General features: G+C 43.9%; 19 protein-coding genes. 17 read left to right on the top strand and 2 right to left on the bottom strand.

The window, feature by feature from the left end; translation table 11 throughout:
• Window positions 1–52 precede the first annotated feature (52 nt).
• From hslO to malQ, 5 genes are all read left to right on the top strand, one after another.
• On the top strand, window positions 53–928 hold the full coding sequence (hslO, locus tag ACH9UM_RS11095) for an Hsp33 family molecular chaperone HslO (protein WP_004846703.1): 876 nt from the start codon (window positions 53–55) through the stop codon (window positions 926–928).
• 114 nt (window positions 929–1,042) lie between these two features.
• Entirely contained in the window at window positions 1,043–2,962 is a 1,920-nt protein-coding gene (locus ACH9UM_RS11090; RefSeq protein ID WP_004846701.1) for an NAD(+) synthase, read from the top strand.
• Window positions 2,963–3,092: 130 nt separating this feature from the next.
• On the top strand, window positions 3,093–4,109 hold the full coding sequence (locus ACH9UM_RS11085) for a molybdopterin-binding protein (RefSeq protein ID WP_004846699.1): 1,017 nt from the start codon (window positions 3,093–3,095) through the stop codon (window positions 4,107–4,109).
• A 53-nt stretch (window positions 4,110–4,162) separates the two neighbouring features.
• Window positions 4,163–6,430: a glycogen/starch/alpha-glucan phosphorylase gene (locus ACH9UM_RS11080; protein ID WP_004846697.1), complete on the top strand. Its 2,268-nt coding sequence runs from the start codon at window positions 4,163–4,165 to the stop codon at window positions 6,428–6,430.
• A gap of 52 nt (window positions 6,431–6,482) precedes the next feature.
• Window positions 6,483–7,970 (top strand): 4-alpha-glucanotransferase, encoded by a 1,488-nt coding sequence (gene malQ, locus ACH9UM_RS11075; protein WP_044998113.1) that lies wholly within the window; start codon window positions 6,483–6,485, stop codon window positions 7,968–7,970.
• Here the strand turns inward: malQ and spoVAC are convergent.
• Window positions 7,963–8,424 carry a stage V sporulation protein AC gene (gene spoVAC / locus ACH9UM_RS11070; RefSeq protein ID WP_004846693.1) on the bottom strand — a complete coding sequence of 154 codons (462 nt, stop codon included), beginning with the start codon at window positions 8,422–8,424 and terminating at the stop codon, window positions 7,963–7,965. The genes malQ and spoVAC overlap by 8 nt on opposite strands.
• Window positions 8,425–8,657: 233 nt before the next feature.
• Between spoVAC and ACH9UM_RS11065 the strand changes: the two genes are divergently transcribed.
• A complete protein-coding gene (locus tag ACH9UM_RS11065) occupies window positions 8,658–9,704 on the top strand; it encodes a stage V sporulation protein AD (protein ID WP_004846691.1) in 1,047 nt (348 codons plus the stop codon).
• A gap of 90 nt (window positions 9,705–9,794) precedes the next feature.
• Window positions 9,795–10,151: a SpoVA/SpoVAEb family sporulation membrane protein gene (locus tag ACH9UM_RS11060; RefSeq protein WP_004846688.1), complete on the top strand. Its 357-nt coding sequence runs from the start codon at window positions 9,795–9,797 to the stop codon at window positions 10,149–10,151.
• Between the two features lie 111 nt (window positions 10,152–10,262).
• On the opposite strand, the gene ACH9UM_RS11055 is transcribed toward ACH9UM_RS11060, so the two are convergent.
• Entirely contained in the window at window positions 10,263–11,006 is a 744-nt protein-coding gene (locus ACH9UM_RS11055) for a hypothetical protein (protein WP_330578785.1), read from the bottom strand.
• Between the two features lie 287 nt (window positions 11,007–11,293).
• Here ACH9UM_RS11055 and ACH9UM_RS11050 point away from each other — a divergent pair, with 287 nt between their 5' ends.
• The 10 genes from ACH9UM_RS11050 to ACH9UM_RS11005 all read left to right on the top strand — a co-directional run bounded on the left by ACH9UM_RS11050 (window position 11,294) and on the right by ACH9UM_RS11005 (window position 23,871).
• Window positions 11,294–12,937, top strand: coding sequence for a Na/Pi cotransporter family protein (locus ACH9UM_RS11050; protein WP_009243574.1), 1,644 nt, complete (start codon window positions 11,294–11,296; stop codon window positions 12,935–12,937).
• 378 nt (window positions 12,938–13,315) lie between these two features.
• Window positions 13,316–14,269 carry a hypothetical protein gene (locus tag ACH9UM_RS11045; RefSeq protein ID WP_129794948.1) on the top strand — a complete coding sequence of 318 codons (954 nt, stop codon included), beginning with the start codon at window positions 13,316–13,318 and terminating at the stop codon, window positions 14,267–14,269.
• 198 nt (window positions 14,270–14,467) lie between these two features.
• Window positions 14,468–16,306 carry a glutamine--fructose-6-phosphate transaminase (isomerizing) gene (glmS, locus tag ACH9UM_RS11040; protein WP_009243572.1) on the top strand — a complete coding sequence of 613 codons (1,839 nt, stop codon included), beginning with the start codon at window positions 14,468–14,470 and terminating at the stop codon, window positions 16,304–16,306.
• 402 nt (window positions 16,307–16,708) lie between these two features.
• Window positions 16,709–17,431 carry a CpsB/CapC family capsule biosynthesis tyrosine phosphatase gene (locus tag ACH9UM_RS11035; RefSeq protein ID WP_004847923.1) on the top strand — a complete coding sequence of 241 codons (723 nt, stop codon included), beginning with the start codon at window positions 16,709–16,711 and terminating at the stop codon, window positions 17,429–17,431.
• 187 nt (window positions 17,432–17,618) lie between these two features.
• The gene (locus ACH9UM_RS11030) at window positions 17,619–18,377 is read left to right on the top strand and encodes a YveK family protein (RefSeq protein ID WP_400091351.1); all 759 of its coding nucleotides are present in this window, start codon (window positions 17,619–17,621) and stop codon (window positions 18,375–18,377) included.
• Window positions 18,359–19,081, top strand: a complete 723-nt coding sequence (locus ACH9UM_RS11025; RefSeq protein ID WP_004847928.1) for a CpsD/CapB family tyrosine-protein kinase — start codon at window positions 18,359–18,361, stop codon at window positions 19,079–19,081. Before ACH9UM_RS11030 ends, ACH9UM_RS11025 begins: the two co-directional genes overlap by 19 nt.
• 40 nt (window positions 19,082–19,121) lie before the next feature.
• A complete protein-coding gene (locus tag ACH9UM_RS11020) occupies window positions 19,122–20,114 on the top strand; it encodes an LCP family protein (protein ID WP_004847930.1) in 993 nt (330 codons plus the stop codon).
• 25 nt (window positions 20,115–20,139) lie between these two features.
• Entirely contained in the window at window positions 20,140–20,892 is a 753-nt protein-coding gene (srtB, locus tag ACH9UM_RS11015) for a class B sortase (protein WP_004847932.1), read from the top strand.
• 43 nt (window positions 20,893–20,935) lie between these two features.
• Entirely contained in the window at window positions 20,936–21,649 is a 714-nt protein-coding gene (locus tag ACH9UM_RS11010; protein WP_004847933.1) for an LPXTG cell wall anchor domain-containing protein, read from the top strand.
• 281 nt (window positions 21,650–21,930) lie between these two features.
• Window positions 21,931–23,871, top strand: a complete 1,941-nt coding sequence (locus tag ACH9UM_RS11005) for a nucleoside-diphosphate sugar epimerase/dehydratase (protein ID WP_004847937.1) — start codon at window positions 21,931–21,933, stop codon at window positions 23,869–23,871.
• The last annotated feature ends 103 nt before the right edge of the window (window positions 23,872–23,974 follow it).

The raw sequence follows: 23,974 nt of genomic DNA, 5'->3' as shown, positions 1-23,974 counted from the left end.
AAGAAAATAGAATGAAGTAATGATAAAATAAAACAGAACAGGAGAAAGATTGATGAAAGATTATATTGTAAGAGCATCTGCGGCGAATGCACAGATCCGCGCATTTGCGGCAGTGACAACAGAACTGACAGAGGAGGCTCGCAAGCGTCATGAGACAAGTCCTGTCGCAACGGCGGCTCTCGGAAGACTGCTCACAGGCGGAGCAATGATGGGAAGCATGATGAAAAATGACACAGATATGCTGACGATACAGATCAAATGTTCCGGTCCGATCGGAGGTCTTACAGTGACAGCGGACAGCAAAGGGAATGTCAAAGGTTATGTGCATGAACCGAATGTGATTCTTCCTCCGAAAAACGGAAAACTCGATGTAGGCGGAGCGCTCGGACAGGGCGTAATGACGGTGATAAAAGACATGGGGCTTAAAGAGCCGTATTCAGGACAGACGATTCTTCAGACAGGGGAAATCGCGGAAGATCTGACGTATTATTTCGCTACGTCAGAACAGGTTCCGTCTTCCGTAGGGTTGGGCGTTCTCATGGAAAAAGACAATACGGTGCGCTGTGCAGGCGGATTCATTGTGCAGGTAATGCCGTTTATCGAAGATGAAGTGTTGAACAAACTGGAAGAAAATATTCAGAACATCCGATCTGTAACTTCTATGCTCGATCATGGACATACGCCGGAAGAAATGCTTGCGCAAGTATTAGAAGGACTTGATCTTGAGATTACAGATACGATGCCTGCAAAATTTTATTGCAACTGTTCAAAGAAGCGGATCGAAAAGGCAATTATCAGCATCGGTAAAAAAGATATTCAGTCAATGATCGATGATGGAAAAGATATCGAAGTAAAATGTCATTTCTGTAATGAAGCATATAATTACACTGTAGACGAGCTGAAAGAATTACTGAAAAAAAGCAGATAAGGCAGAAAATCAGGCAAAACAGTTATTACGGATGAAGATAGAAAATAGAGTAAGACGGCTTGTGCCGATGATGGGGAAACCAGAAAAGCCGGGAGCGGAAAGGTGGAGTTAAAGATGAGACATGGTTTTGTGAAAGTAGCGGCTGCCACGCCTGATATTCGAGTGGCAGATGTGGAATATAATACAGAACAGATATGCAGGGCGATCGATCAGGCATATGAAAAAGGGGCGAAGATCGTCGCATTTCCCGAATTATGCGTAACAGGATATACATGCGGAGATCTTTTTACGCAGAACGTTTTGCTGAACGCGGCATACGGCGCAGTGAAAAAGATTGCAGGGCATACAAAAGGCAAAAACATTCTGGCGTTTGTGGGAATGCCGCTTACAGAAGGCGGGAAGCTTTATAACACGGCGGCGGCAGTCAACGATGGAAAAGTGATCGGATTTACAACGAAAACATTTCTTCCCAATTACGGAGAGTTTTACGAGATGCGTCAATTCACTCCGGGACCGGACAGTGTGAGGTGGATTCAGTTTGACGGAGAAAAGGTTCCTTTCGGGCCGAAGATCCTGTTTCAGGATGATGAGACGGCGGATCTTATAGTAGGCGCGGAAATATGCGAAGACGTCTGGTCTCCTGTTCCTCCGAGTATTGAGGAGGCTTTGGCAGGAGCGACGATCATTGTCAACTGTTCTGCAAGTGACGAAACGGTCGGAAAAGGAAGTTACAGAACCCGTCTGATCGCAGGTCAGTCCGCGCGCCTGATCGCGGGATATGTCTATGCGAACGCGGGAGAAGGAGAGTCAACGACGGATCTCGTTTTCGGAGGACATAATATCATTGCGGAAGACGGAACGATCCTCCGGCAGTCAGAACGTTATAAAAACGAGATCATTTATTCAGAGATCGATCTTGAAAAAATTGTAGGAGAGAGACGTAAAAATACGACGTTTTCACCGGAAAAGCTAAATTGCGGTTGTCCGGTAGTTGTGCCGTTTCATGTGGGAATATGCGATACTGTTCTTACGAGAAACTTTTCACAGCATCCGTTCGTGCCGTCTGACGAGGCGGCGCGAGCGCATATTTGTGACGAAATCTTGACAATTCAGGCAATGGGTCTGAAAAAAAGGTTGTCGCATACGAATGCAAAATCAGCGGTTGTCGGCATTTCGGGCGGTCTGGATTCTACATTGGCTCTGCTTGTCACGGCAAAGGCGTTCGATATGCTGGGACGGGATAAAAAAGAGATTATTGCGGTTACGATGCCGTGCTTTGGGACAACAGACCGCACATATAATAATGCGTGTGAGATGACGAGACAGACCGGAGCGACGTTGATTGAAGTGCCGATCGGAGAAGCGGTGAACGTTCATTTCAGAGATATCGGACATGATCCCGATGTGCATGATGTAACTTATGAAAATGCACAGGCAAGAGAGCGGACTCAGGTGCTTATGGATATTGCGAATCGGGAAGCCGGTATGGTGATCGGAACAGGCGATATGTCGGAGCTTGCTTTAGGGTGGGCGACATATAACGGAGATCACATGTCTATGTACGGCGTCAATGCGTCTGTACCGAAAACGCTTGTGCGTCATCTTGTTCAGCATGCGGCGGATACAACAGAAAATGAATCATTAAGACAGGTGCTTTATGATGTGCTTGATACGCCTGTAAGTCCTGAACTTCTTCCGCCGAAAGACGGAGACATAGCACAGAAAACAGAAGATCTTGTCGGACCGTACGAACTGCATGACTTTTACCTTTATTATATGCTCCGCTTCGGTTTCTCACCGGAGAAAATTTTTACTTTGGCGGTGAATGCGTTTGCAGGCGTTTATGAAAAAGAGACGATTTTGAAATGGCTGAAAATATTTTATCGTAGATTTTTCTCGCAGCAGTTCAAACGTTCTTGTCTGCCGGACGGACCGAAAGTCGGAAGCGTAGCTCTTTCGCCGCGAGGCGACTGGAGAATGCCAAGCGACGCATGCGCGGCGTTATGGCTGAAAGAGTTGGAACAACTGCAATAACTGTAAATAACAGGAATAACCGGAAACAACAAGGATAGATAGAAACAACAGGAATCATCGGAACATCTCTTTGGGAAACGAGGTGTTGACGGAACTGTTATATAAAATGAGTGGGAAAGTGTGAGAATATATGAAACTGATCAAGACAGAAGAAGCGGTCGGAAGTGTACTCTGCCATGACATTACACAAATCATTCCCGGCGTTGTAAAAGACGCAGTTTTCCGAAAAGGGCATGTGGTAACGCAAGAGGATATTCCGGTACTGCTCTCGGTTGGAAAAGAGCATCTGTATGTATGGGAGAAACAAGAAGGAATGCTTCATGAAAACGAGGCGGCGGAAGTTTTAAGACGAGTATGTCAGGGGAGATTTCTGAAAGCGTCAAAGCCGAAAGAAGGGAAGATTGAGCTGACGGCGGAAACAGACGGACTGCTTAAAGTTGATAAAGAAAAACTGAACGCGGTAAATGGGTTAGGACAAATCGTGATCGCATCACGCCACGGGAATTTTCCTGTGAAAAAAGGAGACAAGGTCGCAGGAATGCGTGTCGTACCTCTCGTGATCGAAGAAGAAAAGATGGAACAGGTTAACCGGATGTGCGGAAACGAACCGATTTTTACGATTCTGCCGTTTTGTCAGATGAAAGCGGCGGTCGTGACAACCGGAAGCGAAGTGTATCACGGAAGGATCGAAGATAAATTTACTCCTGTTGTAAAAGAAAAACTAAGAGAGTGCGGTATGGAAGTAATCGGCGATACTCTTTGCAGTGACGATGCCGATATGGTTACAGAAGCTGTGAAAAAGTGGATCGAACAGGGGGCGGAACTGGTTGTCTGCACCGGAGGAATGAGCGTTGATCCTGATGATCGTACACCTCTTGCAATCCGAAATGCGGCAGATGAAGTGATCACTTATGGAGCTCCGGTTTTACCCGGCGCGATGTTTATGCTCGCATATGCAGGAAAAGTTCCGATCATGGGACTCCCGGGATGCGTAATGTATGCAAAACGGACGATATTCGATCTGATACTGCCGAGAATTGCGGCGGGGGAACGGCTGAAAGCAGAAGATTTTACCGCGCTCGGAGAAGGCGGTTTGTGTTTGAACTGTCCGGTGTGTACTTTCCCGAACTGCAGTTTCGGAAAATAGGAAGAAAAATAAATCATAAAAGGAATGAGAGGAAAATTTTCGGAGGTAGTAAAATGAGAACCGGTATACAGGAAGAATTAGAATTGTATATGAGTAAATCTGTGGCGCAGGCATCAAACAGAGAGATTTATGAAGCGTTGCTTTTGTTTGTGCAGAAACTGGCGGCAGGAAAAGAAAGAGCTGCAGGGAAAAAGAAGCTTTATTACATTTCGGCAGAGTTTTTGATCGGAAAACTGTTGTCAAACAATATGATCAATCTCGGTATTTATGATGAAGTAAAAGAAATGCTCTTTCAAAACGGAAAAGATATATGTCAGATCGAGGAGGTTGAGCCGGAGCCATCTCTTGGAAACGGAGGGCTTGGGAGACTGGCGGCATGTTTTCTTGATTCGATCGCAACACTCGGACTGCCCGGAGACGGGATCGGACTGAATTATCACCTCGGCCTGTTCAAACAGGAGTTTAAAGACCATCTTCAAAAAGAGCTTCCGAATCCGTGGATTGAGAAACAGTCATGGCTGACAAAAACGGATGTTGTCTATCCGGTTTCTTTCAGAGGATTGAAAGTTAATGCAAGAATGTACGATATCGCAGTGACGGGATATCATGATCAGACAAACAAACTGCACCTTTTTGACATCGATTCTGTTGATGAGGGAATCGTGGAAGACGGAATTCATTTTGATAAAGAAGATATCGCAAAAAATCTGACGTTGTTTTTATATCCTGATGACAGCGATGAAAAAGGAAGGCTTCTGCGCATTTATCAGCAGTATTTCATGGTAAGCAGCGCCGCACAGATGATCTTGGATGAATGTGTGCAAAAAGGAAGTACATTGTATGATCTGCCGGATTATGCTGTCATCCAGATCAACGACACTCATCCTACAATGGTCATTCCCGAACTGATCCGGCTTCTTGTGGAAAGAGGGCTTGATATCGATGAAGCGATCGATGTCGTATCCCGTACATGCGCGTATACGAATCATACGATTTTGGCAGAAGCGCTTGAAAAATGGCCGATCGGATATTTAAAAAAGGTTGTGCCGCAGCTCGTTCCGATCATTGAGATACTTGATGATAAAGTTCGCAGAAGATTCAGCGATGAATCAACAGCCATCATAGACAGAAACGATACTGTTCATATGGCGCATATCGACATTCATTACGGATTCAGCGTTAACGGAGTGGCGGCGCTTCATACGGACATCTTAAAACAATCGGAACTGAATCATTTTTATAAAATCTATCCTGATAAATTCAATAATAAAACAAACGGGATTACGTTCCGCAGATGGCTTCTTCACTGCAACCCGCGTCTTACGGCGCTGCTTGATGAAACAATCAAAGACGAGTATAAAGAAGATGCCTCTAAACTTGTCAAACTGCTTGAATACAAAGACGACGAGACTGTTTTGAAACGCCTTTTAGAGATTAAAAAAGAAAATAAAAAAGATCTTGCCGCGTATCTGAAAGAGACACAGGCAATAGAGATAGACGCAGATACGATTTTCGATATTCAGGTAAAAAGACTTCACGAGTATAAACGGCAGCAGTTAAATGCACTGTATATTATTGATAAATATTTGGAGATCAAGGAGGGGATTCTTCCGAAAACTCCGATCACAGCGATCTTCGGGGCGAAAGCGGCTCCGGCATATGTGATCGCAAAGGATATCATTCATCTTATACTTTGCCTGCAGGAGATCATTAATAATGATCCGGAAGTAAGTCCTTATCTGAAAGTTGTCATGGTAGAGAATTATAATGTGACAAAGGCTGAAAAACTGATTCCTGCATGTGATATATCCGAGCAGATCTCTCTTGCGTCAAAAGAGGCAAGCGGCACGGGGAATATGAAGTTTATGTTAAACGGTGCAGTCACTCTCGGTACAGAGGACGGGGCAAACGTAGAGATACATGAACTTGTAGGAGACGATAATATTTTCGTGTTCGGAGCGTCAAGCGACGAAGTAATCGAACATTATAAAAAAGCGGATTATTCGGCAAAAGATTATTATAAAAAGAATCCGAAGATCAAAGCGGCGGTTGATTTCATTACAGAAAAACAGATGATGAAGATCGGATGCAAAGAAAGTCTGGAGCGTCTGCAAAAAGAGCTGATAGGAAAAGACTGGTTTATGACATTTCTTGATTTTGATGCGTACAAAAAGGCAAAAGACAAGGCGCTGGCGGCGTATACAGATCAAAAGGAATGGGCGAAAAAGATGCTTGTCAATATTGCCGAAGCAGGCTACTTCTCATCAGACAGAACGATTGAACAGTATAATAGAGATATTTGGAAATTAACAAGATCATAAGATTAAAGAAAAATATTAGTAAAACGGTATATTGATGAAAAGGGGGATGGTTATGGAACGGGCAAGCGGCGTGCTGCTTCCGATATTTTCACTGCCGTCAAAATATGGAATCGGATGTTTTTCAAAAGAAGCCTATCAATTTATTGACAGGCTTAAGGCGGCAGGGCAAAGTTACTGGCAGATTCTTCCGTTAGGGCCGACCGGATACGGAGATTCTCCGTATCAGTCTTTTTCTACATTTGCAGGCAATCCGTATTTTATCGATCTTGAAACGCTTACAGGAGAAGGTTTGTTGACAGCGCAGGAGTGCGAATACGGATGTGAGAGAATACGGGAAGATAAGATAGATTATGAAAAAATATATAAGATACGGTTTCAAATACTTGAGAAAGCGTTTTCGCGTTTTGGAGAAAATGACGAATACCGCGCATTTGTTTCGGAAAATCAATTTTGGCTGGAAGATTATAGCCTCTATATGGCGATCAAAGACCGAAACGGCGGCGTGAGTTGGAATGAATGGGAAGAACCGCTTAAAAACAAAGAGTCACAGGCGATTGAAAATGCAAAAGCAGAGCTGTCGCGTCAGATTGCCTTTTACAAATTTCAGCAATATGAATTTGACAGACAGTGGAAACGCCTTCGCTCTTATGCGAACGAAAACGGCATAGAGATTATCGGAGATATTCCGATCTATGTTGCGTTTGACAGCGCGGATACATGGTCGGCGCCGGAGATGTTCCGTTTTAATGACGCTCTTGAACCGATCGATGTTGCGGGATGTCCGCCGGATGGATTTTCGCAGACAGGACAGTTGTGGGGGAATCCGCTCTACGATTGGGAATATCATAAAAAAACAGGGTACGACTGGTGGATTCGCAGGATCGAACACTGTTTCCGGCTGTATGATGTCGTGCGGATCGATCATTTCCGCGGTTTTGATGAATATTATGCTGTTCCGTACGGAGAAAAAACGGCAGTACACGGAAAGTGGATGCCGGGACCGGGGATAGAGCTGTTCCGGACGCTGGAAGAAAAGATCGGCAGAAAAAGGATTATTGCCGAAGATCTCGGCTTTTTAACTCCGAGTGTGATACAGCTTTTAAAAGAAAGTGGATTTCCGGGGATGAAAGTGCTTCAGTTTGCATTCGATTCAAGGGAAGATTCAAACTATCTCCCGCATACATATACAAGAAACTGCGTTGTATATACGGGAACTCACGATAATGATACGACAAAAGGATGGTATCACACGGCGGCAGGATCAACACGGCAGTTTGCAAAAGAATACATGTATAAGCCCCGTCTTGATGAAGATACGCTTGCGGGAGATTTTATTGCTATGGCAATGGGAAGCGCGGCGGATCTGTGCATCGTTCCGATGCAGGATTATCTGGGACTTGGAAGCGATGCACGAATTAATACGCCGTCCACACTTGGCGGGAATTGGGAATGGCGTATGAAACCGGGAGAGCCGGATGAAGGGACAGTTCGGGAGATGGAGCGAATGACAAAAATATACGGACGGCTGCGTTTTACTTAAATAAAGTTCCGAACCAGTAGATCAGTCCCAGTCCCCAGCTTGTGAAAATACCGTACAGGATAACAGGACCGGCGATCGTAAAAATTTTACATCCGATGCCGAATACCTGACCTTCTTTTTTGTATTCGATGGCAGGGGCAGCTACTGAATTTGCGAATCCGGTGATCGGCACGAGCGCTCCGGCGCCTCCCCAGGCTGCAAGTTTCTGGTAAATTCCGGTTCCGGTGAACAAAACGCTTAAAAGGATGAGCGACAGAGACATCCAGCGGCTGCACTCATCGGGAGAAAGATTTCGTAATTCAAAATAATGATAAATAACTTGTCCGAGCAGGCAGATCAGCCCGCCGAGGAAAAACGCTTTGCACATATTCAGAAAAAGATTATGTCGGGGCGTTTTTTCTTTTACATATTGTTCATATTGTTTTTCTTGTTTCAGTTTTTGTATCTTATCCATAGATGAAACACACTCCTTGCATTTCGCGCAACACGCGCGTTTTTAATTTCTTTTCTGTTAGTATCTGAAATAATTTTCCGAATATGTATATAAATTCATAATAATTTTTCGCAAATATGCCGACAATAAAAATAATAAAAATAAAACTGTAACAGTTCAGCCCACGCCATGTGTAAAACGCAATGTGTGCGTAACATGGCTGATGGAAGACGGAGTCAGGGAAAGGAAGGATTATGGATCAGATAAAAGGGGCGCAAAGCATTATGTTTCGGGAAGCGCCGTATCTTATCAGCGCTGCGTCTGTCGCAGGCAGCAAAGAGGCGGATGGACCAATCGGGAAATTATTTGACGTGACAGATAAAGACGACCTGTTCGGAGCACAGACATGGGAAGAAGCGGAGAGTAACATGCAGAAAGAAGCGTGTGTTCTTGCGGCAGGAAAGGCACATGTGGACTTGAAAAAGATCCGATATCTTTTTGGAGGGGATCTTTTGCGGCAGGGAATAGCAACTTCAATGGGGGTAGAGGCTTTGCAGATTCCGATGTTCGGCCTCTACGGAGCATGTTCTACATCAGGAGAAGCGCTTGCGCTTGCATCTATGAGCGCTGCCGCAGGATACGGAGGAACGATGATCGCCGTCACATCAAGTCATTTTGGAAGTGCGGAAAAAGAGTTTCGCTTTCCGTTAGGATATGCGAATCAGAGACCTCTTTCTTCACATTGGACAGTGACGGGAAGCGGCGCGTTTCTTGTGCAGTCGGCAGAGGAATACAGAAAACAAAATACAAAGTCGTACTTTTCTAATATTCGCATTACAGGAGTAACTGTCGGAAAGATCGTAGATTATGGCTTGAAGGATTCTCAAAATATGGGCGCGTGTATGGCTCCGGCGGCCATGGATACGATTGTACAGAACTTTCAGGATATGGAAAGAAAAGAAAAAGATTACGACAGGATTATTACAGGAGATTTAGGAAGCATCGGAAGAACGATTTTATTCGATCTTATCAGAGAAAAAGGGTACGATATATGCGAAAAACATATGGATTGCGGAATGACGATTTTTGATAAAGAACGGCAGGATACGCATGCCGGTGGAAGCGGATGCGGCTGCGCCGCCGTAACGCTGGCATCGTATGTACTTCCTAAATTAGAAAAAGGAGAATGGAAGCGGGTGTTGTTTGTTCCTACAGGGGCGCTTATGTCTACCGTCAGTTTCAACGAGGGGGCGAGCGTACCGGGGATCGCTCACGGAATTGTTCTGGAAAGCGATGCATAGCATAAGGAAATTAAAAAGCAAGAAGATAGAAGGCAAAATGATAAAAGCAAGAAGAATGAGCAGAGTAGAAAAGAGAAAGGGTGAAACAAAATGGATTATGTAAAAGCGTTTATCGTAGGAGGTCTTATATGCGCGGCTGTGCAGATTTTATTAGACAGGACAAAGCTGATGCCGGGAAGGGTTATGGTGCTTTTAGTATGTGGCGGAGCTTTGCTTGGATTTTGCGGACTGTACGATCCGTTTCAGAAACTTGCCGGGGCAGGGGCAGGCGTTCCCCTTCCGGGATTCGGCAATGTGCTTTGGCAGGGCGTGAAAGAAGCTGTTGACAAATATGGATTTATGGGTGTGTTCATGGGTGGATTTCAGGCGAGTGCCGTCGGTATTTCCGCAGCGCTGATCTTCGGTTATATTGCGTCCTTTATCTTTGAACCGAAAATGAAAAAATAGATTTTTATGAAAATGTGTACAGAAATCAAGAAAAATAAAATAAAGAAGATTTCTGTACACACTGTGTCTGCAGAGAATTATAATTGTTTTTCTCTATATAAGTCGCTTCGGTTATTGGGGTATTTCAAGATGAAACTGTTCGATCAGGCGTCCGATATTTTCTTCCGTATCTTCAAGCTCGTCTGCAATCTGGGAAAGAGTTTTTCCTTTCTCGAGTTTTTTCTGAATGAGATTGCAAGTTTTCCCTTTTTCGCCCTTCCGAATACCTTCTTTAAGTCCTTCCTTTTTTCCGTCTTCCCAGGCGTAACTGCGTTCCAGCCGGATATGTTCTTCTTCGTCATATTCGTAAATGCACACGTTTTTCACCTCCGCTCGATTTTTCTCAAGAAATGATTTTAAAATCCCTTCGTGGATACATTCTGTGATGGCATGTTCAACCGCATCTTCAAGCGACATTGTTTTTGTGTACCGACGAACCCGGTCTGTATACTCTGCGTATTGATGCAGCATCGTACATGCATTCATTAAGGCTGGATTATGTCCGAGATTAATGTTGAGCATGACAGCTTCTAATTCTAATTTGCAGTGTTGATCCCGTATGGAATATAAATCGGATAATCGTAAGATCCGGCGGTCCGGCTGATCCTGGATCCCATTATAAAAGATGACGAATTCCGGCGGCGGAATCAAAATTTTTCGTGAACCGTATAATTTGTTTTTGTCGATCATACCCGAGTATAAGTCCGAAATATAAAACAGATATCTCAGCGGTAAATTAGGATTAAAAGTTGACTGATGTTCGTATAAAGACAGCCGAAGTCCGATCATGAATGAAACATCGTTCTGCATTGCCATATAGATCGCGTTTTCTAAGGTGTTGATTTCCAACAGTTCTGGATCGGTATAATGCTTTATCGACATCATAGCATGAAAGTGTAGAAAACGCCAGTTTTTTATGTGTATATTACATCCACAAAACGTCTGTGAAAATTGCGCTAAGAAAATGCAAAGATTTTGTTGTTTTTTGACGCTGATAATGGTATCGTAAGAATGCAGGGTTGCACACTTTTGCAGCTCTGCATAAATTATGTGAAAAAAGTGAATGAAAAAACTCTTATAGCTACGGAGGAAAGAGTAGAATTATGAACTATGCATCTATTATCATCCCGTTTGTGGGTGGCTTGGGAATGTTTATCTACGGAATGCAGATCATGGCGCAAGGTTTGGAGAATGCCGCGGGCAGCAGGATGAAGTCTCTATTGGAAGCGCTGACGAAAAATAAACTTTTTGGAGTGATGCTCGGCGCATTTATTACGGCAGTGATCCAGAGTTCGTCGGCAACGACAGTTATGGTCGTAGGGTTTGTAAACGCAGGTATCATGAATCTGTCTCAGGCGATGGGCGTCATCATGGGAGCAAATATCGGAACGACGGTAACGGGCTGGCTCGTGTCGAGTGTGGAATGGGCGAAGTTTTTAAGTCCTGCCAATCTCGCGCCGATTGCGATTATTATCGGTGTGATCATCATGCTGACGGGCAAGAGACGTTCATCAAAAGATATTTCCAGCATTATCGTAGGGTTCGGTATCCTTTTCGTCGGAATTACAACGATGTCGTCGGCGGTTGCGCCGCTTCAGGAATCAGAAGCATTCTGCAGCATTTTCGTGAAGCTTGGACACAATCCGTTCCTTGGTATTCTTGCAGGTGCGCTTGTGACGGCGATCATCCAGAGTTCGTCTGCATCGGTCGGCATCTTGCAGAGTCTCGCGGCAGCAGGACTTGTACCGTTTAATGCGGCGGTATATATTATCATGGGGCAGAATATCGGAACATGTGTGACGGCGATCATGTCAAGTATCGGAGCGAAAAAGACAGCAAAGACAGCGGCGATCATGCATCTTTTGTTCAATGTGATCGGAACAATCATATTCAGTGTTGCGGCGATCTTTTTCTTCAAAGTGCTCAACCCGGGTATGGGCGCGGGTATGATTACGCAGACAGAGATCAGTACGGTACATACAATTTTCAACATCGGAACGACACTGCTGCTCTTCCCGGTATCCGACTGGATCATCAAACTGGCAAGAAAACTCCAGAAAGAGGAAGACGGAGTAGTAGATGAAAGCCGTGTGCTCCTTGATGAAAGGATGTTAGAGACTCCGAGTATTGCGATTCAGTCTGTTGTAAGCGAAGTATGCCGGATGGGATATATTGTAAAAGGAACGATGGACAAGACTCGCCGAGTATTATTTACTCAGGATGAAGAGACGATGAACGAGATCCGAGAGGAAGAAAGTATCGCGGACCGGCTCTGCAAGGGAATTACAGATTATCTGATACGGATCAGCTCTCTGGCGATTAATGAAAAAGAGCATCAGCACGTGGCAAGCCTTCTTCAGATTGTTTCAGACATCGAAAGAATCAGCGACTATTGTGAAAATATTTCCGAGTATGCAGAAAACCTTGCGAACCAGAAAAAGAAGTTCTCGGGTGTCGGGGCAGCAGAAATGAAAGAGATGCTGGAAGTCTGTTCAGACAGTTTCACTTATGCGGTTGAAGCATTTGAAGAGAACAGTGCGGAGAAGGCGCTGAAAGTGATTGAAAAAGAAAGAAGCGCCGATGATCTGGAGATCCGCCTTCGGGCAGATCATATGCAGCGTCTTGCAAATAAGCAGTGCGATACGGAGGCGGGAATCGTATTTCTTGACGCGCTTGTCGGCTTAGAGAGGATTTCCGATCACTCAAGAAATATTGCGGAAGAAGTGCTTTCGGCAAGTAATAAATAAAAACTTATTCCGGCTGCATGGCAGTGAAAGCTGCGGTGCAGCCGTATTCTTTATCGTATACTGACGTTAGAGTGCAGATCCTTGTAATAAAATATCATTGTTCCTGATTTGTAAATATGTTATGATAAATCCACTCACAGAAATTCTTTCTGTGAAAAGCGCCGGCAGTCTCGTCTGTCCGCGGAGAATGCTGACAGTATCGTCAGTCCGAGGAATTCCCTCAAAGTTACCCGATTAACAAAATTATTTTTGCATGGAGAGTCTTGTAGAGCACCGCTTTTTTTCGTATACTGATTCTTAAGAAAGAAAATAAAGTTTATTGTGAAAACTTTTCTCTTAGTTCATAGGACTCGTTCATGTGCATGAAAGGAGAAGCCTATGACAGGAAAAGAAAACAGAGAAATCAAAAACAGCGTCTTCGTAGATCTGTTCTATGAAGACGAATCAGCAGAAGCAAATGAAATCGCGCTCTTTAACGCCATCCACGACGAGCCCCTCCCGGAAGGAACGAAGATCCGGAAATTCCGCGTAGACAATACGATCTATATGAATTTTCAAAACGACATTTCTTTCGATGCAGGTGGGAAAGTGATCGTATTCGGCGAGCATCAGTCTACGATCAACGAAAACATGCCCCTTCGCAGTCTGTTGTACATCGGACGGGCATATGAAAGGCTCGTGCCGCCGAGAAGCCGATATAAAAAGAAACTCGTTCCCCTTCCGACGCCGGAATTTTACACATTTTATAACGGAAAAGAAAAATGGGAGAAGGAAAAAGAGCTCCGTCTGTCAGACGCCTATATTGTAAAAGACGGTGAACCGAGTCTGGAATTAAAAGTAAAGGTCATCAATATCCGACCGGAAGAGCATCATGAGATCCTGGAGAAATGTCAGGTGCTGAAAGAATACAGCCAGTTTATGGAAACGGTACAGAACTATCAGATCTCCGGCGTGGAAGAACCGTATAAAAAGGCAATTAAAGAGTGCGTTGAAAAAGGAATTCTTGCTGATTATTTAATGCGAAAAGGAAGCGAGGTTGTCAATATGCTGTTGGATGAATATGATTATGAAACAGATATCGAAGTGCAGAGAGAAGAAGCAAGAGAGCAAGGGCGAGCAGAAGGCAGAGAGGAAGGACGAGAACAAGGACGAGCAGAGGGAAGAAAGCAAGGGAAGGAAGAAGGCAGAGAAGAAGGTCGAAAAGAAGAAAAAAGAGCTCTCGTTCAGAAAAAACTTGAAAAGGGGAAAACAATTTCTCAAATCGCAGATGATCTTGAAGATACAGAAGAAAATATTGCTCACCTGATCGAAGAGTTTCATCTTCGGGTGTAGAGCGGCGGCAGTTTATCAAGAGATCGGATAGCGCCCATATGCAGACAGATTTTCCCGAAACAGCAAAAGAAATAAAAACAAAAGCAAAAAAAATAAAAAAAATTCGTTTGTTCTATTGACATTTCATAAAAAGTGGTGGTACTATTATGCACAAAATTTTTATGTATAAATACAGGCATCAAAGGAGGATGTGGAACAATGTGTGGAATTGTAGGATTCATCGGAGAACAGCCGGCAGCGCCGATTCTTTTGGAAGGGCTTTCAAAGCTGGAGTACAGAGGGTATGATTCGGCGGGAATCGCGGTTCGTAATGAAAAGACGGATAAGATCGCGATAGTAAAGGCAAAGGGGCGTTTGAAGATCCTTGCAGAAAAAACAGATAACGGGAAAAGTGTGCGAGGCACATGCGGGATCGGTCATACACGATGGGCCACTCACGGCGAACCTTCCGAGAATAATGCACATCCTCACTGCACGGATGATAAATCCGTTGTTCTTGTGCATAACGGGATTATCGAAAACTATCAAGAATTAAAGACAAAGCTTCAGAAAACGGGATATACGTTTTATTCACAGACAGACACGGAAATCGCGGTAAAACTGATAGATTATTATTATAAGAAGACCGGAACACCTCTTGAGGCGCTTACAAGGGCTATGCTTAGAATAAGAGGATCATATGCTTTCGGAGTGATGTTCCGCGATTGTCCGGGCAGATTGTTTGCGGCCAGAAAAGACAGCCCGCTTATTATCGGAAAGAGTAAAAAAGGCTGCCTGATCGCGTCAGACGTTCCGGCGATTCTGGATCGTACAAGAAACGTATATTATATAGGCAATCTTGAAATAGCGGAGATGACTTCGGAGGAAGTGCATTTTTATAATATTGACCGGGAAGAGATACAAAAAGAAATGACAGAGATCAAGTGGGATGCCGAGTCAGCCGAAAAAGGCGGGTATGAACACTTTATGTTAAAAGAGATACATGAGCAGCCGAAAGCCGTTCAGGATACGCTGGGCGCTTATATAAAAGACAGTGCGATTGACTTTTCGGAAGCAGGTCTGACAGACGAGCAACTAAAAAGCATTGAGAGGATCTATGTTGCGGCATGCGGATCGGCGTATCATGTCGGAGTTGTCGGAAAATATGTGACGGAAAGTCTGGCAGGTATTCCGGTAGAAGTGGATCTCGCATCTGAATTCCGTTATCGCAACCCGATTCTTGCGCCGAATTCGGCGTTGATCGTCGTATCACAGTCAGGAGAGACGGCAGACAGTCTTGCCGCCTTGCGTCTTGCAAAAGAGAAAGGAATTCCGGTTATCGGGATCGTCAATGTAGTCGGCTCAAGCATTGCAAGAGAAAGCGATCATGTCTTATACACATATGCAGGCCCCGAGATCTCGGTTGCGACGACAAAGGCGTACAGCGCACAGTTGGCGGCAATGTACCTTCTCGCCGTACAGATGGCAAAAGTAAAAGGCAGAATAGATGAGAAACGGCATGGAGAATTGCTCGAGGAACTGTGCAGAATTCCCGATAAGATTCAGAAAGCGCTTGACGATAAAGAGCGGATACAGTGGTTTGCAAGTAAATATGCGAATGCAAAAGATGTATTTTTTATCGGGCGCGGCATCGATTATGCAATCAGTCTGGAAGGAAGCCTCAAGATGAAGGAGATCAGTTATATCCATTCAGAAGCATATGCGGCAGGAGAGCTGAAGCATGGAACAATCAGTCTCATCGAAGACGGAATTCTTGTCGTGGGAGTCTTAACTCAGAACGATCTGTTTGAGAAAACATTGAGCAATATGGTCGAGGTAAAAAGCAGAGGCGCATATTTGATGGGACTTACGACATATGGAAACTACAGCGTGGAAGATACGGCGGACTTTTCCGTTTATGTGCCGAAAACAGAAGAATATTTTTCCGCAAGTCTTGCGATCGTGCCGCTTCAGCTTATGGGATATTACGTCAGTGTCGCAAAAGGTTTGGATGTTGACAAACCGCGGAATCTGGCAAAATCCGTAACAGTAGAATAATTTTTACATCGTGTGAAGAAATTATACTTTTAATATCTGAATAAAAATGCATATTCTCTCTTTTTAATATATTTATAAGAGAAAATATGCATTTTGTATTTGAAAATATACATTTTGGAGAGTTGACAAGGAACAGATGTTAGCCTATTATTAAAAATGTATCGTGAAAATTATGATAAAAGTAATGTTTGTTTATAGTGAATTTAAACAGCGGTCTATAAAAGGCAGCATATCTATCTAATGTGTTTTATTGAAAGTTGATAAATGACATAGGGATATGCTGTTTTGGCGTGTCATGAAAAAACTTAAACACATTAATGCGTTATCGCAATGATAGAATGAAGCGCCGTGAAAATGTTGAAACTAGGTATTGGAATTCAAAGTTAAGGAGCGGCGCACAAAATGGCAAAAATAATTGATACACACAGTCATATATTACCCGGGATCGATGACGGGGCTGGTTCATGGAAAGAAGCGCTTTGCATGTTGAAAACAGCGCAGGCTCAGGGAATCAGAAGAGTGATCGCAACTCCTCACTGGGGAGGACCTTTCGGTTATACCGATCCGGTGCAGATCAGAGAACTCTGTTTTACATTACAGGAAAAAGCAAGACGTCACAATATCAGTGTGAAAATTTATCAGGGGCAGGAAGTGATGTACACCGAGGAAGCGGCGGACAGGATTGCAAACGGCGAGATCCTTACATTGGCGGACAGCCGGTATGTACTGGCTGAATTTTATCAGGGAATCGGGTATTCGGGAATTTTTCGGGCAGTACAGCGCTTTACACAGTCGGGATACAGTCCGATCATCGCTCATGCAGAGAGATATGAAGCGCTGAAAGATATCGGGCGTCTGGAAGAACTACGAAAGCAGGGAGCATATATACAGTTGAATTTCAGGGCGATCGGGGGAAAGTGGCATGATTTTACAACACGTTGGTGCAGGAAAGCTCTGAAAGAAGGATTTGTTCATTTTGTCGGAACGGATATGCATAATATGAGAACGAGAAAACCGGAGACAGAATCCGCAGTAGTGTGGATGGAGAAGCATCTGGAGCCGGATTATGTAAAAAAACTGTTTTTAAAAAATCCCGAGAAGATTTTAAGAAACGAGCGTTTGTAAGAAAAACATTGTAAAACATAGTCAATTTATGTAAAAAAGACGCATTGTAAAATGAGAAACAGGGAAAAAGTGAAGAAAATACTGGTAAATGGAATTAATTTATTTCCTTATAGAAAAATATGATATATAATTAGAAGGATTAATATATTACGAACAGAGAGACGGATAATAGAGGAAGTGATAAAATATGGAAAAAACACATGATGAAGAAATGGCAATCGACCTGTGGGAGTTAATTTCCGCACTGAAAAAGCGGGCGCTGATTATTTTGGCGGCGTGTCTGCTTGGCGGTGTTGTGGCAGGTGTATATACAAAACTTTGCATCACCCCGATGTATACGGCGACATCATCGATGCTTGTGACAACACAGGAAACAACGCTTACGTCTATTGTGGACCTTCAGCTTGGAAGCGCTCTTACGGGAGATTACAGTATTCTTGCGACAAGCCGGAGCGTTCTTGAAGAGGTGATCGAAGATCTGGGTCTGAACATGAATCATCACCAACTGAGAGGAAGTATTACGATCACCAATCCGGAAGGAACGCATATTATGGAAGTGACGGCCAGAAGTTCCGATCCCGAGACCGCAAAAAAGATTGCGGACACTATGGCGGTTGTTTCAGCGCAGTATATAAAAGAAAAAATGGAGGTGGCTCCTCCTAAGATCATCGAAGAGGCGGAAGTTCCGTCATCCCCGGTCAGCCCGAGTATGAATAAAAACGTTATGATGGGCGCGCTGGCAGGATTTGCTCTTGCGGCGGCGATCGTGATTTTGTTTGCGATCATGAATGATTCGATCAAAACAGAGGATGATATCGAAAGAGCGCTCGGCATTCCGACACTTGCCGTGATTCCGGACAGAAAAGATTATATAGATGATCATGGCGGCAGTAAAAAGAAGAAAGGCAAAAGAAGGAGGCAGAGTAAATGGCGGAACAAAAGGTGATAATGACAGATCCGAGACAAGAGGATTATTTTTATCAGGAAGCAATTAAGACGCTGCGAACGAATATCCAGTTTGCCGGGATGGATGTAAAGACAATTCTGTTTACAAGCTGCTATCCGAACGAAGGAAAGAGCGATATTACGTTCCAACTTTCGCAGGAGATCGGAAAATTAGGGAAAAAGGTACTTCTTCTCGACGCCGATATCCGCAAGTCGATACTCGCATCCCGGTACGGAGTGGGAAAACAGGTTCAGGGATTATCAAATTACTTGAGCGGTCAGGCTTCTATCGCGGAGATTATTTATCGTACGAACTATGAGAATATGGATATCATTTTTTCAGGTTCATTTGCGCCGAATCCGTCAGAACTGCTTGGGCAGGAAGCGTTTGGAACGCTTTTGGGAGCGGTGAGAGAACATTATGATTATATCATTGTAGATACGCCGCCGATCGGAAGTATTATCGATGCGGCGATCGTCGCAAAACAGTGCGACGGGGCGGTGCTCGTATTTGAAAGCGAACTTGTGAGCAGTAAGGAGGCGGCTCGAGTCAAAGAACAGCTTCTGATGACAGGGTGCAGACTGATCGGAGCCGTGCTTAATAAGGTAGATGTAAAGAAGAATAAATACTATCACAGATATGACTATTACTATCATGGATATCAGGAAAAAAAGGAAGTTACAAAGAAAAATAAAGAAAAATAAAACGGTACTCAGATAATGGGAGGGGATCGGAAAGAAACAGATGAAAAAGAAAAAATATTTGAAATGGTGGATCGCGGCGGTATCAGCGGTTTTCATTGTAGGAGCGGGAATATTTGTATATACGCAGTATAAGGCGGCACAGACGTCGGGAGACGTCGCCACGAAAGACGGAACATCCGCCTCGGCATCGGATATTACATGGAACGGCAAGACATACAGTTACAATGAACATTTGAGTAACTTTTTGTTCCTCGGTATTGATACAAAAGAAAAGGCAGAGACAAAAACAGGTCAGGCAGACGCCGGGCAGGCGGACGCGTTGTATCTTCTGTCATGGAATCGGCTGGAAGGAGATATTACAGTGATCAGCATTCCGAGAGATACGATGACTCAGATCGAAACGTTCGGTCCGGGCGGAAAAAGTCTCGGAAAGAGCAAAGATCATATCAGTTTATCTTATGCATACGGTGACGGCGGATATGAAAGCTGTGAGCTGGCGGAAAATGCAGTTTCCGAATTGCTTTACGGACTGCCGATAGACGGGTACTGTGCTTTGAATATGGATGGACTTCCTGTTTTGACAGACAGCGTCGGAGGCGTAACAGTAACCGTGCCGAACGACAGTCTGGCGGAAGTTGACCCCGGATATGCAAAAGGAGCGGTGGTCACTTTGAAAGGTGAAGATACAGAACAGTTTGTTCGATACAGAAATACGGAGATCAGCCAGAGCGCGATCGCACGTATGGAGCGCCAGCAGGAATATATCAGAGCATTCGGCGAAGCTTTAAAAAAGGCATCTGCAGATAAAGCGCTTGTTACCGATCTGTACAAGGCGATTGAACCGTATATGGTAACGAATATGGGGAAAAGTCGTTTTGTTGATCTGACGGAAAGTGTATCAGAAGGCAAAAAGGTGAACCGATGGACGATTCCGGGAGAAGGAATTCAAGGTAAAGAATATGATGAATACGTCGTAGATGATGATGCTTTGTATGAAAAGACAGTTGAGACATTTTATGTAGAGAAAAAATAAAGTGCAGAAAGAACAGAGACGGCATATGAAAAAGATATCTAAGATAATAGGAAGCGTTCTTATCACAGCCGCAGCAGTTTGCCTTGGCATCGGAGTTTATCAATTTACGAAAGAACAAAACGCCGGAAAAGGGTATCAGGATCTTTCGGAAGAAGTGAAAAAAGAACCGGAAGATGAAGGTTCAAAATCAAAAGTTGATATCCCGATCGATTTTGCGGCGCTAAAGGAAAAGAATCCCGATGTGTATGCGTGGATCAGTATACCGGGAACGGCGATAGACTATCCGGTTCTCCAAAGGGAGAATGACAACACATACTATTTGGATCACACGATCGATCATGAAGAAAAGACCGAAGGAGCGATTTTTACGGAGAATTACAACAATACTGATTTTGAAGATCCGAATACGGTCATTTACGGGCATGACATGAGAAACGGTTCGATGTTTAAAGGACTGCTCGACTATCGGGATAAAACATTTTTTGATCAAAACAAAGAAGTGCTGATCTATACGCCGGATGCAATACGACATTATAAAATATTCGCTGCGTATCCGTATGACAGCAGACATTTGCTTAGAAGTTTTGACTTTACAGATAAAGAAGTGTATCAGCAGTATTTATACCGTATCTTTGCAATCCGCGATATGAATGCGAGCATTGATACAACAGCGCAGGTGGGGACGGACGATAAGATCCTGACCTTATCAACATGCTATGCAAACCAGCCGGATATGAGGTTTCTTGTTCAGGCAGTGTTGGTTTCCATAGAACAATAAGGCAAAAGAAAATCATTTATCAGAGAAAGGAAGAGTGAACAATATGAAAAAGAAAATCATGGGTGTAATTTTGGCGGCAACGCTTATCGTATCACAGGCAGTAACGGCGTTTGCAGGAAGTAAAACGTCAGAAGTTGTGCTTCCGAATGATTTTGCGGCTTATTATACCGTAACGGAAGGAACAAGAGAGGCATTTGCAGAGGCAGAGGCAGTTTCCCCACAGACAGTTGACGCGATCATAGAAGTAAATAACGGAAGCATGACTCTTGCACAGCTTGTTGCAGATATGAAAGAACTGCTCAAAGCAGAAGGCGCAGCAGGACTGAAGATGACAGAAGAACAGGTCGACGCTCTGGCGGCAGATCTGGGTTCCAGAACGTTTGTCACAAAGTTTTTTGACCTTGAGCCTGTAAACGGCGGGATTAAAGATGACAACGGAGACTACCTTGTAACATTAAGCGTGCCGGCAATTTCCACAGCTATGACAGAAGTAGCGTTTCTTCACTTCAGCACAGACCGCGCGGCATGGGAAGTTGTGGAAGCGTCAGACGTAGATTATACAAACAAAGAGATCACTGCGTCCTTTAAAGATCTTTCGCCGGTTGCCGTGATCGCAAAAGTAGATACGTCCGCAGACAATGCGATCGGAACGTCTCCGCAGACAGGAAGATTCCCTGTTTCCGTACTTTGGATCGGTGCAGCAGTAATCCTTGGTGCGACAGGCGTTATTGTGTTAAGAAAACGCAAAGAAAAATAAATATTGAATGTGCCTTGAAAGGCTGACGGTAAGGAATGGCTCGATGATAAGAAATATTTTCGGGCTATTTTCTTGCAAAAATCAGGGGAAAAACGGCTATTTTCCGGTAATGTATAGTAACAAAAGAACCGGATACGCAAAAGACAAAAATTTACGAAACAGTAAAAAGAAAAAGAAAGAAATAGCAGTTAAAGAAGTATGAAAGATAAACTAGAGGGACAGCAGTTAAAAACATCAAAACATGAAAGATGGATTTGGAGAGATAACAGAGGAAATTACAGATGAGAGGAAAGACTACATTTCATATAAGATGGAAATTATTTTTTTACGATGTGATCGTATTTGCAGTGACGTCTGTATTTCTGCTTGTATTATATGAAGGACCGGTAAAATTGACGCAGAGAGGGGAATTGCAGCAGATGCTTCTTGCATTTGTATGCGTATTTGCCTGCCGGCTGGTCGGAAAGATATATGGGCAGATATGGAGATACGGGGGAATTCAATGCTACATGCGTTTAGTTTGTACGGATTGTGTGGCATTTTTAATATATGTGATTTTGGAATCTGTTCTTCCGGTCGCTCATATCTCATTTCCGCGCCTTCTGGTGTTGAGTACGGTAAACACCATGGGAGCGCTGATCATGAGAATGTCTTACCGTTATGCGTATAAGTGCAGCAACCTGGAAACTTTTTCAGGTAAAATTTTAGCCGCACTGCTGAAAATATTTGCCGGAATTGAAGTGGGGGAAACAAGAGACGATCAGAAGATCAAAGTGGCGATCATAGGGGCAGGAAATGTCGGAGTTACTCTGGCAGGGGAACTGTTGGCAAACAAGATGGCATCCTATGTGCCGAAATGTTTTGTGGATATCGATAAATCAAAAGGCGGACGAGAGATACAGGGACTTCCCGTATTATCTGAAAACGAGGCGACGTTTCAGAAACTGAAAAAATACGGAATACAGGAAATTATCTTTGCGCTGCCGTCTATGGCGGATGAAAGAAGAACAGAGCGATATCTTTATTATAAAAATGCCGGATATAAAGTGAAGATGTACGATTATCCTAAGATGCAGATGGCAGGCGGAAAGAGATCGCTTCGAGAATTTGATATAGAAGAACTGCTATTTAGAGCTCCGAGAAAGCTTACGAACGAAAAGACAGATGCTTATTATAATGATAAAGTAATCCTCGTCACAGGAGGAGGCGGGTCGATCGGATCGGAACTGTGCAGACAGATTGTAAAAATGGGGCCGAAAAAATTGATCATCCTTGACGTTTATGAAAACGGAGCTTACGATCTTCAACAGGAGTTAAGAATCGCATATGGCAACGAACCGGGCATCAGTGTGGAAATCGCTTCGATTACAGATTCAAAAGCAATGGAGCGTGTATTTTCAAAATATCATCCCCAGATCGTTATTAATGCGGCTGCCCATAAACATGTTCCACTTATGGAAAATAACTGCATCGAAGCGATCAATAACAACGTGTTCGGAACGGCGGTTGTCGTTGAGATGTGCGAGAAATACGGCGCAGAACGCTTTATGATGGTTTCGACAGATAAAGCGGTTAATCCGACTAACGTGATGGGTGCAACGAAGAGAATGTGCGAAATGATCGTGCAAAGCGCCAGCATTAACGGAAAAGTAAAATACAGCGCGACAAGATTCGGAAACGTATTAGGAAGCGCAGGAAGTGTAATTCCTCTGTTTAAACGTCAGATCCAAAACGGTGGACCGATCACACTTACAGATAAAAGGATCATCCGCTACTTTATGACGATTCCGGAGGCGTCTCAGCTCGTGTTGGAGAGCGGCGTGATTGCTCACAATGGCGAACTGCTTGTTCTCGACATGGGAAAACCGATCAAGATACTGGATCTTGCAGAAAATATGATCCATCTGTCAGGAGCAAATAATATTAAGATCGTAGAGACAGGACTCCGTCCGGGAGAAAAGCTGTATGAAGAACTTCTTGTTAAAACAGAAGAACTTGATAAGACCGAAAACGATCTCATCTTCAGAGAAAAAGATAAGCCATTGCCGACAGAAGCAATCCGTGAAAAATTAAGAATGCTCAAAGACGTCTGCGAAAACGGAGACGATGAGCAGGCAAGAGAAATGCTGCGCAAAGTTGTGCCGACATTTAAAAGACCGGAAGAAGTGAACCGGGAAGTAGGCGATGAAGTAGAGCCGGAGGATAACAGCTTCCTTCGGTGAAGAATGAAAGCCTGAAATTCTTGGATAAGGTGAAGAGATACGATGAAAAGTGCGGATCGGCATTGGCAGATAAAGTGTGCGGCAGGAGTAATCAAAAGGAAAA

It is taken from the genome of Mediterraneibacter torques, from assembly GCF_044591705.1.
GTDB lineage: Bacteria > Bacillota > Clostridia > Lachnospirales > Lachnospiraceae > Mediterraneibacter > Mediterraneibacter torques.
Note: the sequence above shows the minus strand (reverse complement) of the source record. Positions and strands in the feature narration are given on the sequence as shown.

Bases quoted from the DNA above. Each gene is read 5' to 3' on its own strand.
- hslO (WP_004846703.1), top strand. From the start codon at position 53: ATGAAAGATTATATTGTAAGAGCATCTGCGGCGAATGCACAGATCCGC.
- ACH9UM_RS11090 (WP_004846701.1), top strand. From the start codon at position 1,043: ATGAGACATGGTTTTGTGAAAGTAGCGGCTGCCACGCCTGATATTCGA.
- ACH9UM_RS11085 (WP_004846699.1), top strand. From the start codon at position 3,093: ATGAAACTGATCAAGACAGAAGAAGCGGTCGGAAGTGTACTCTGCCAT.
- ACH9UM_RS11080 (WP_004846697.1), top strand. From the start codon at position 4,163: ATGAGAACCGGTATACAGGAAGAATTAGAATTGTATATGAGTAAATCT.
- malQ (WP_044998113.1), top strand. From the start codon at position 6,483: ATGGAACGGGCAAGCGGCGTGCTGCTTCCGATATTTTCACTGCCGTCA.
- spoVAC (WP_004846693.1), bottom strand. From the start codon at position 8,424: ATGGATAAGATACAAAAACTGAAACAAGAAAAACAATATGAACAATAT.
- ACH9UM_RS11065 (WP_004846691.1), top strand. From the start codon at position 8,658: ATGGATCAGATAAAAGGGGCGCAAAGCATTATGTTTCGGGAAGCGCCG.
- ACH9UM_RS11060 (WP_004846688.1), top strand. From the start codon at position 9,795: ATGGATTATGTAAAAGCGTTTATCGTAGGAGGTCTTATATGCGCGGCT.
- ACH9UM_RS11055 (WP_330578785.1), bottom strand. From the start codon at position 11,006: ATGGCAATGCAGAACGATGTTTCATTCATGATCGGACTTCGGCTGTCT.
- ACH9UM_RS11050 (WP_009243574.1), top strand. From the start codon at position 11,294: ATGAACTATGCATCTATTATCATCCCGTTTGTGGGTGGCTTGGGAATG.
- ACH9UM_RS11045 (WP_129794948.1), top strand. From the start codon at position 13,316: ATGACAGGAAAAGAAAACAGAGAAATCAAAAACAGCGTCTTCGTAGAT.
- glmS (WP_009243572.1), top strand. From the start codon at position 14,468: ATGTGTGGAATTGTAGGATTCATCGGAGAACAGCCGGCAGCGCCGATT.
- ACH9UM_RS11035 (WP_004847923.1), top strand. From the start codon at position 16,709: ATGGCAAAAATAATTGATACACACAGTCATATATTACCCGGGATCGAT.
- ACH9UM_RS11030 (WP_400091351.1), top strand. From the start codon at position 17,619: ATGGAAAAAACACATGATGAAGAAATGGCAATCGACCTGTGGGAGTTA.
- ACH9UM_RS11025 (WP_004847928.1), top strand. From the start codon at position 18,359: ATGGCGGAACAAAAGGTGATAATGACAGATCCGAGACAAGAGGATTAT.
- ACH9UM_RS11020 (WP_004847930.1), top strand. From the start codon at position 19,122: ATGAAAAAGAAAAAATATTTGAAATGGTGGATCGCGGCGGTATCAGCG.
- srtB (WP_004847932.1), top strand. From the start codon at position 20,140: ATGAAAAAGATATCTAAGATAATAGGAAGCGTTCTTATCACAGCCGCA.
- ACH9UM_RS11010 (WP_004847933.1), top strand. From the start codon at position 20,936: ATGAAAAAGAAAATCATGGGTGTAATTTTGGCGGCAACGCTTATCGTA.
- ACH9UM_RS11005 (WP_004847937.1), top strand. From the start codon at position 21,931: ATGAGAGGAAAGACTACATTTCATATAAGATGGAAATTATTTTTTTAC.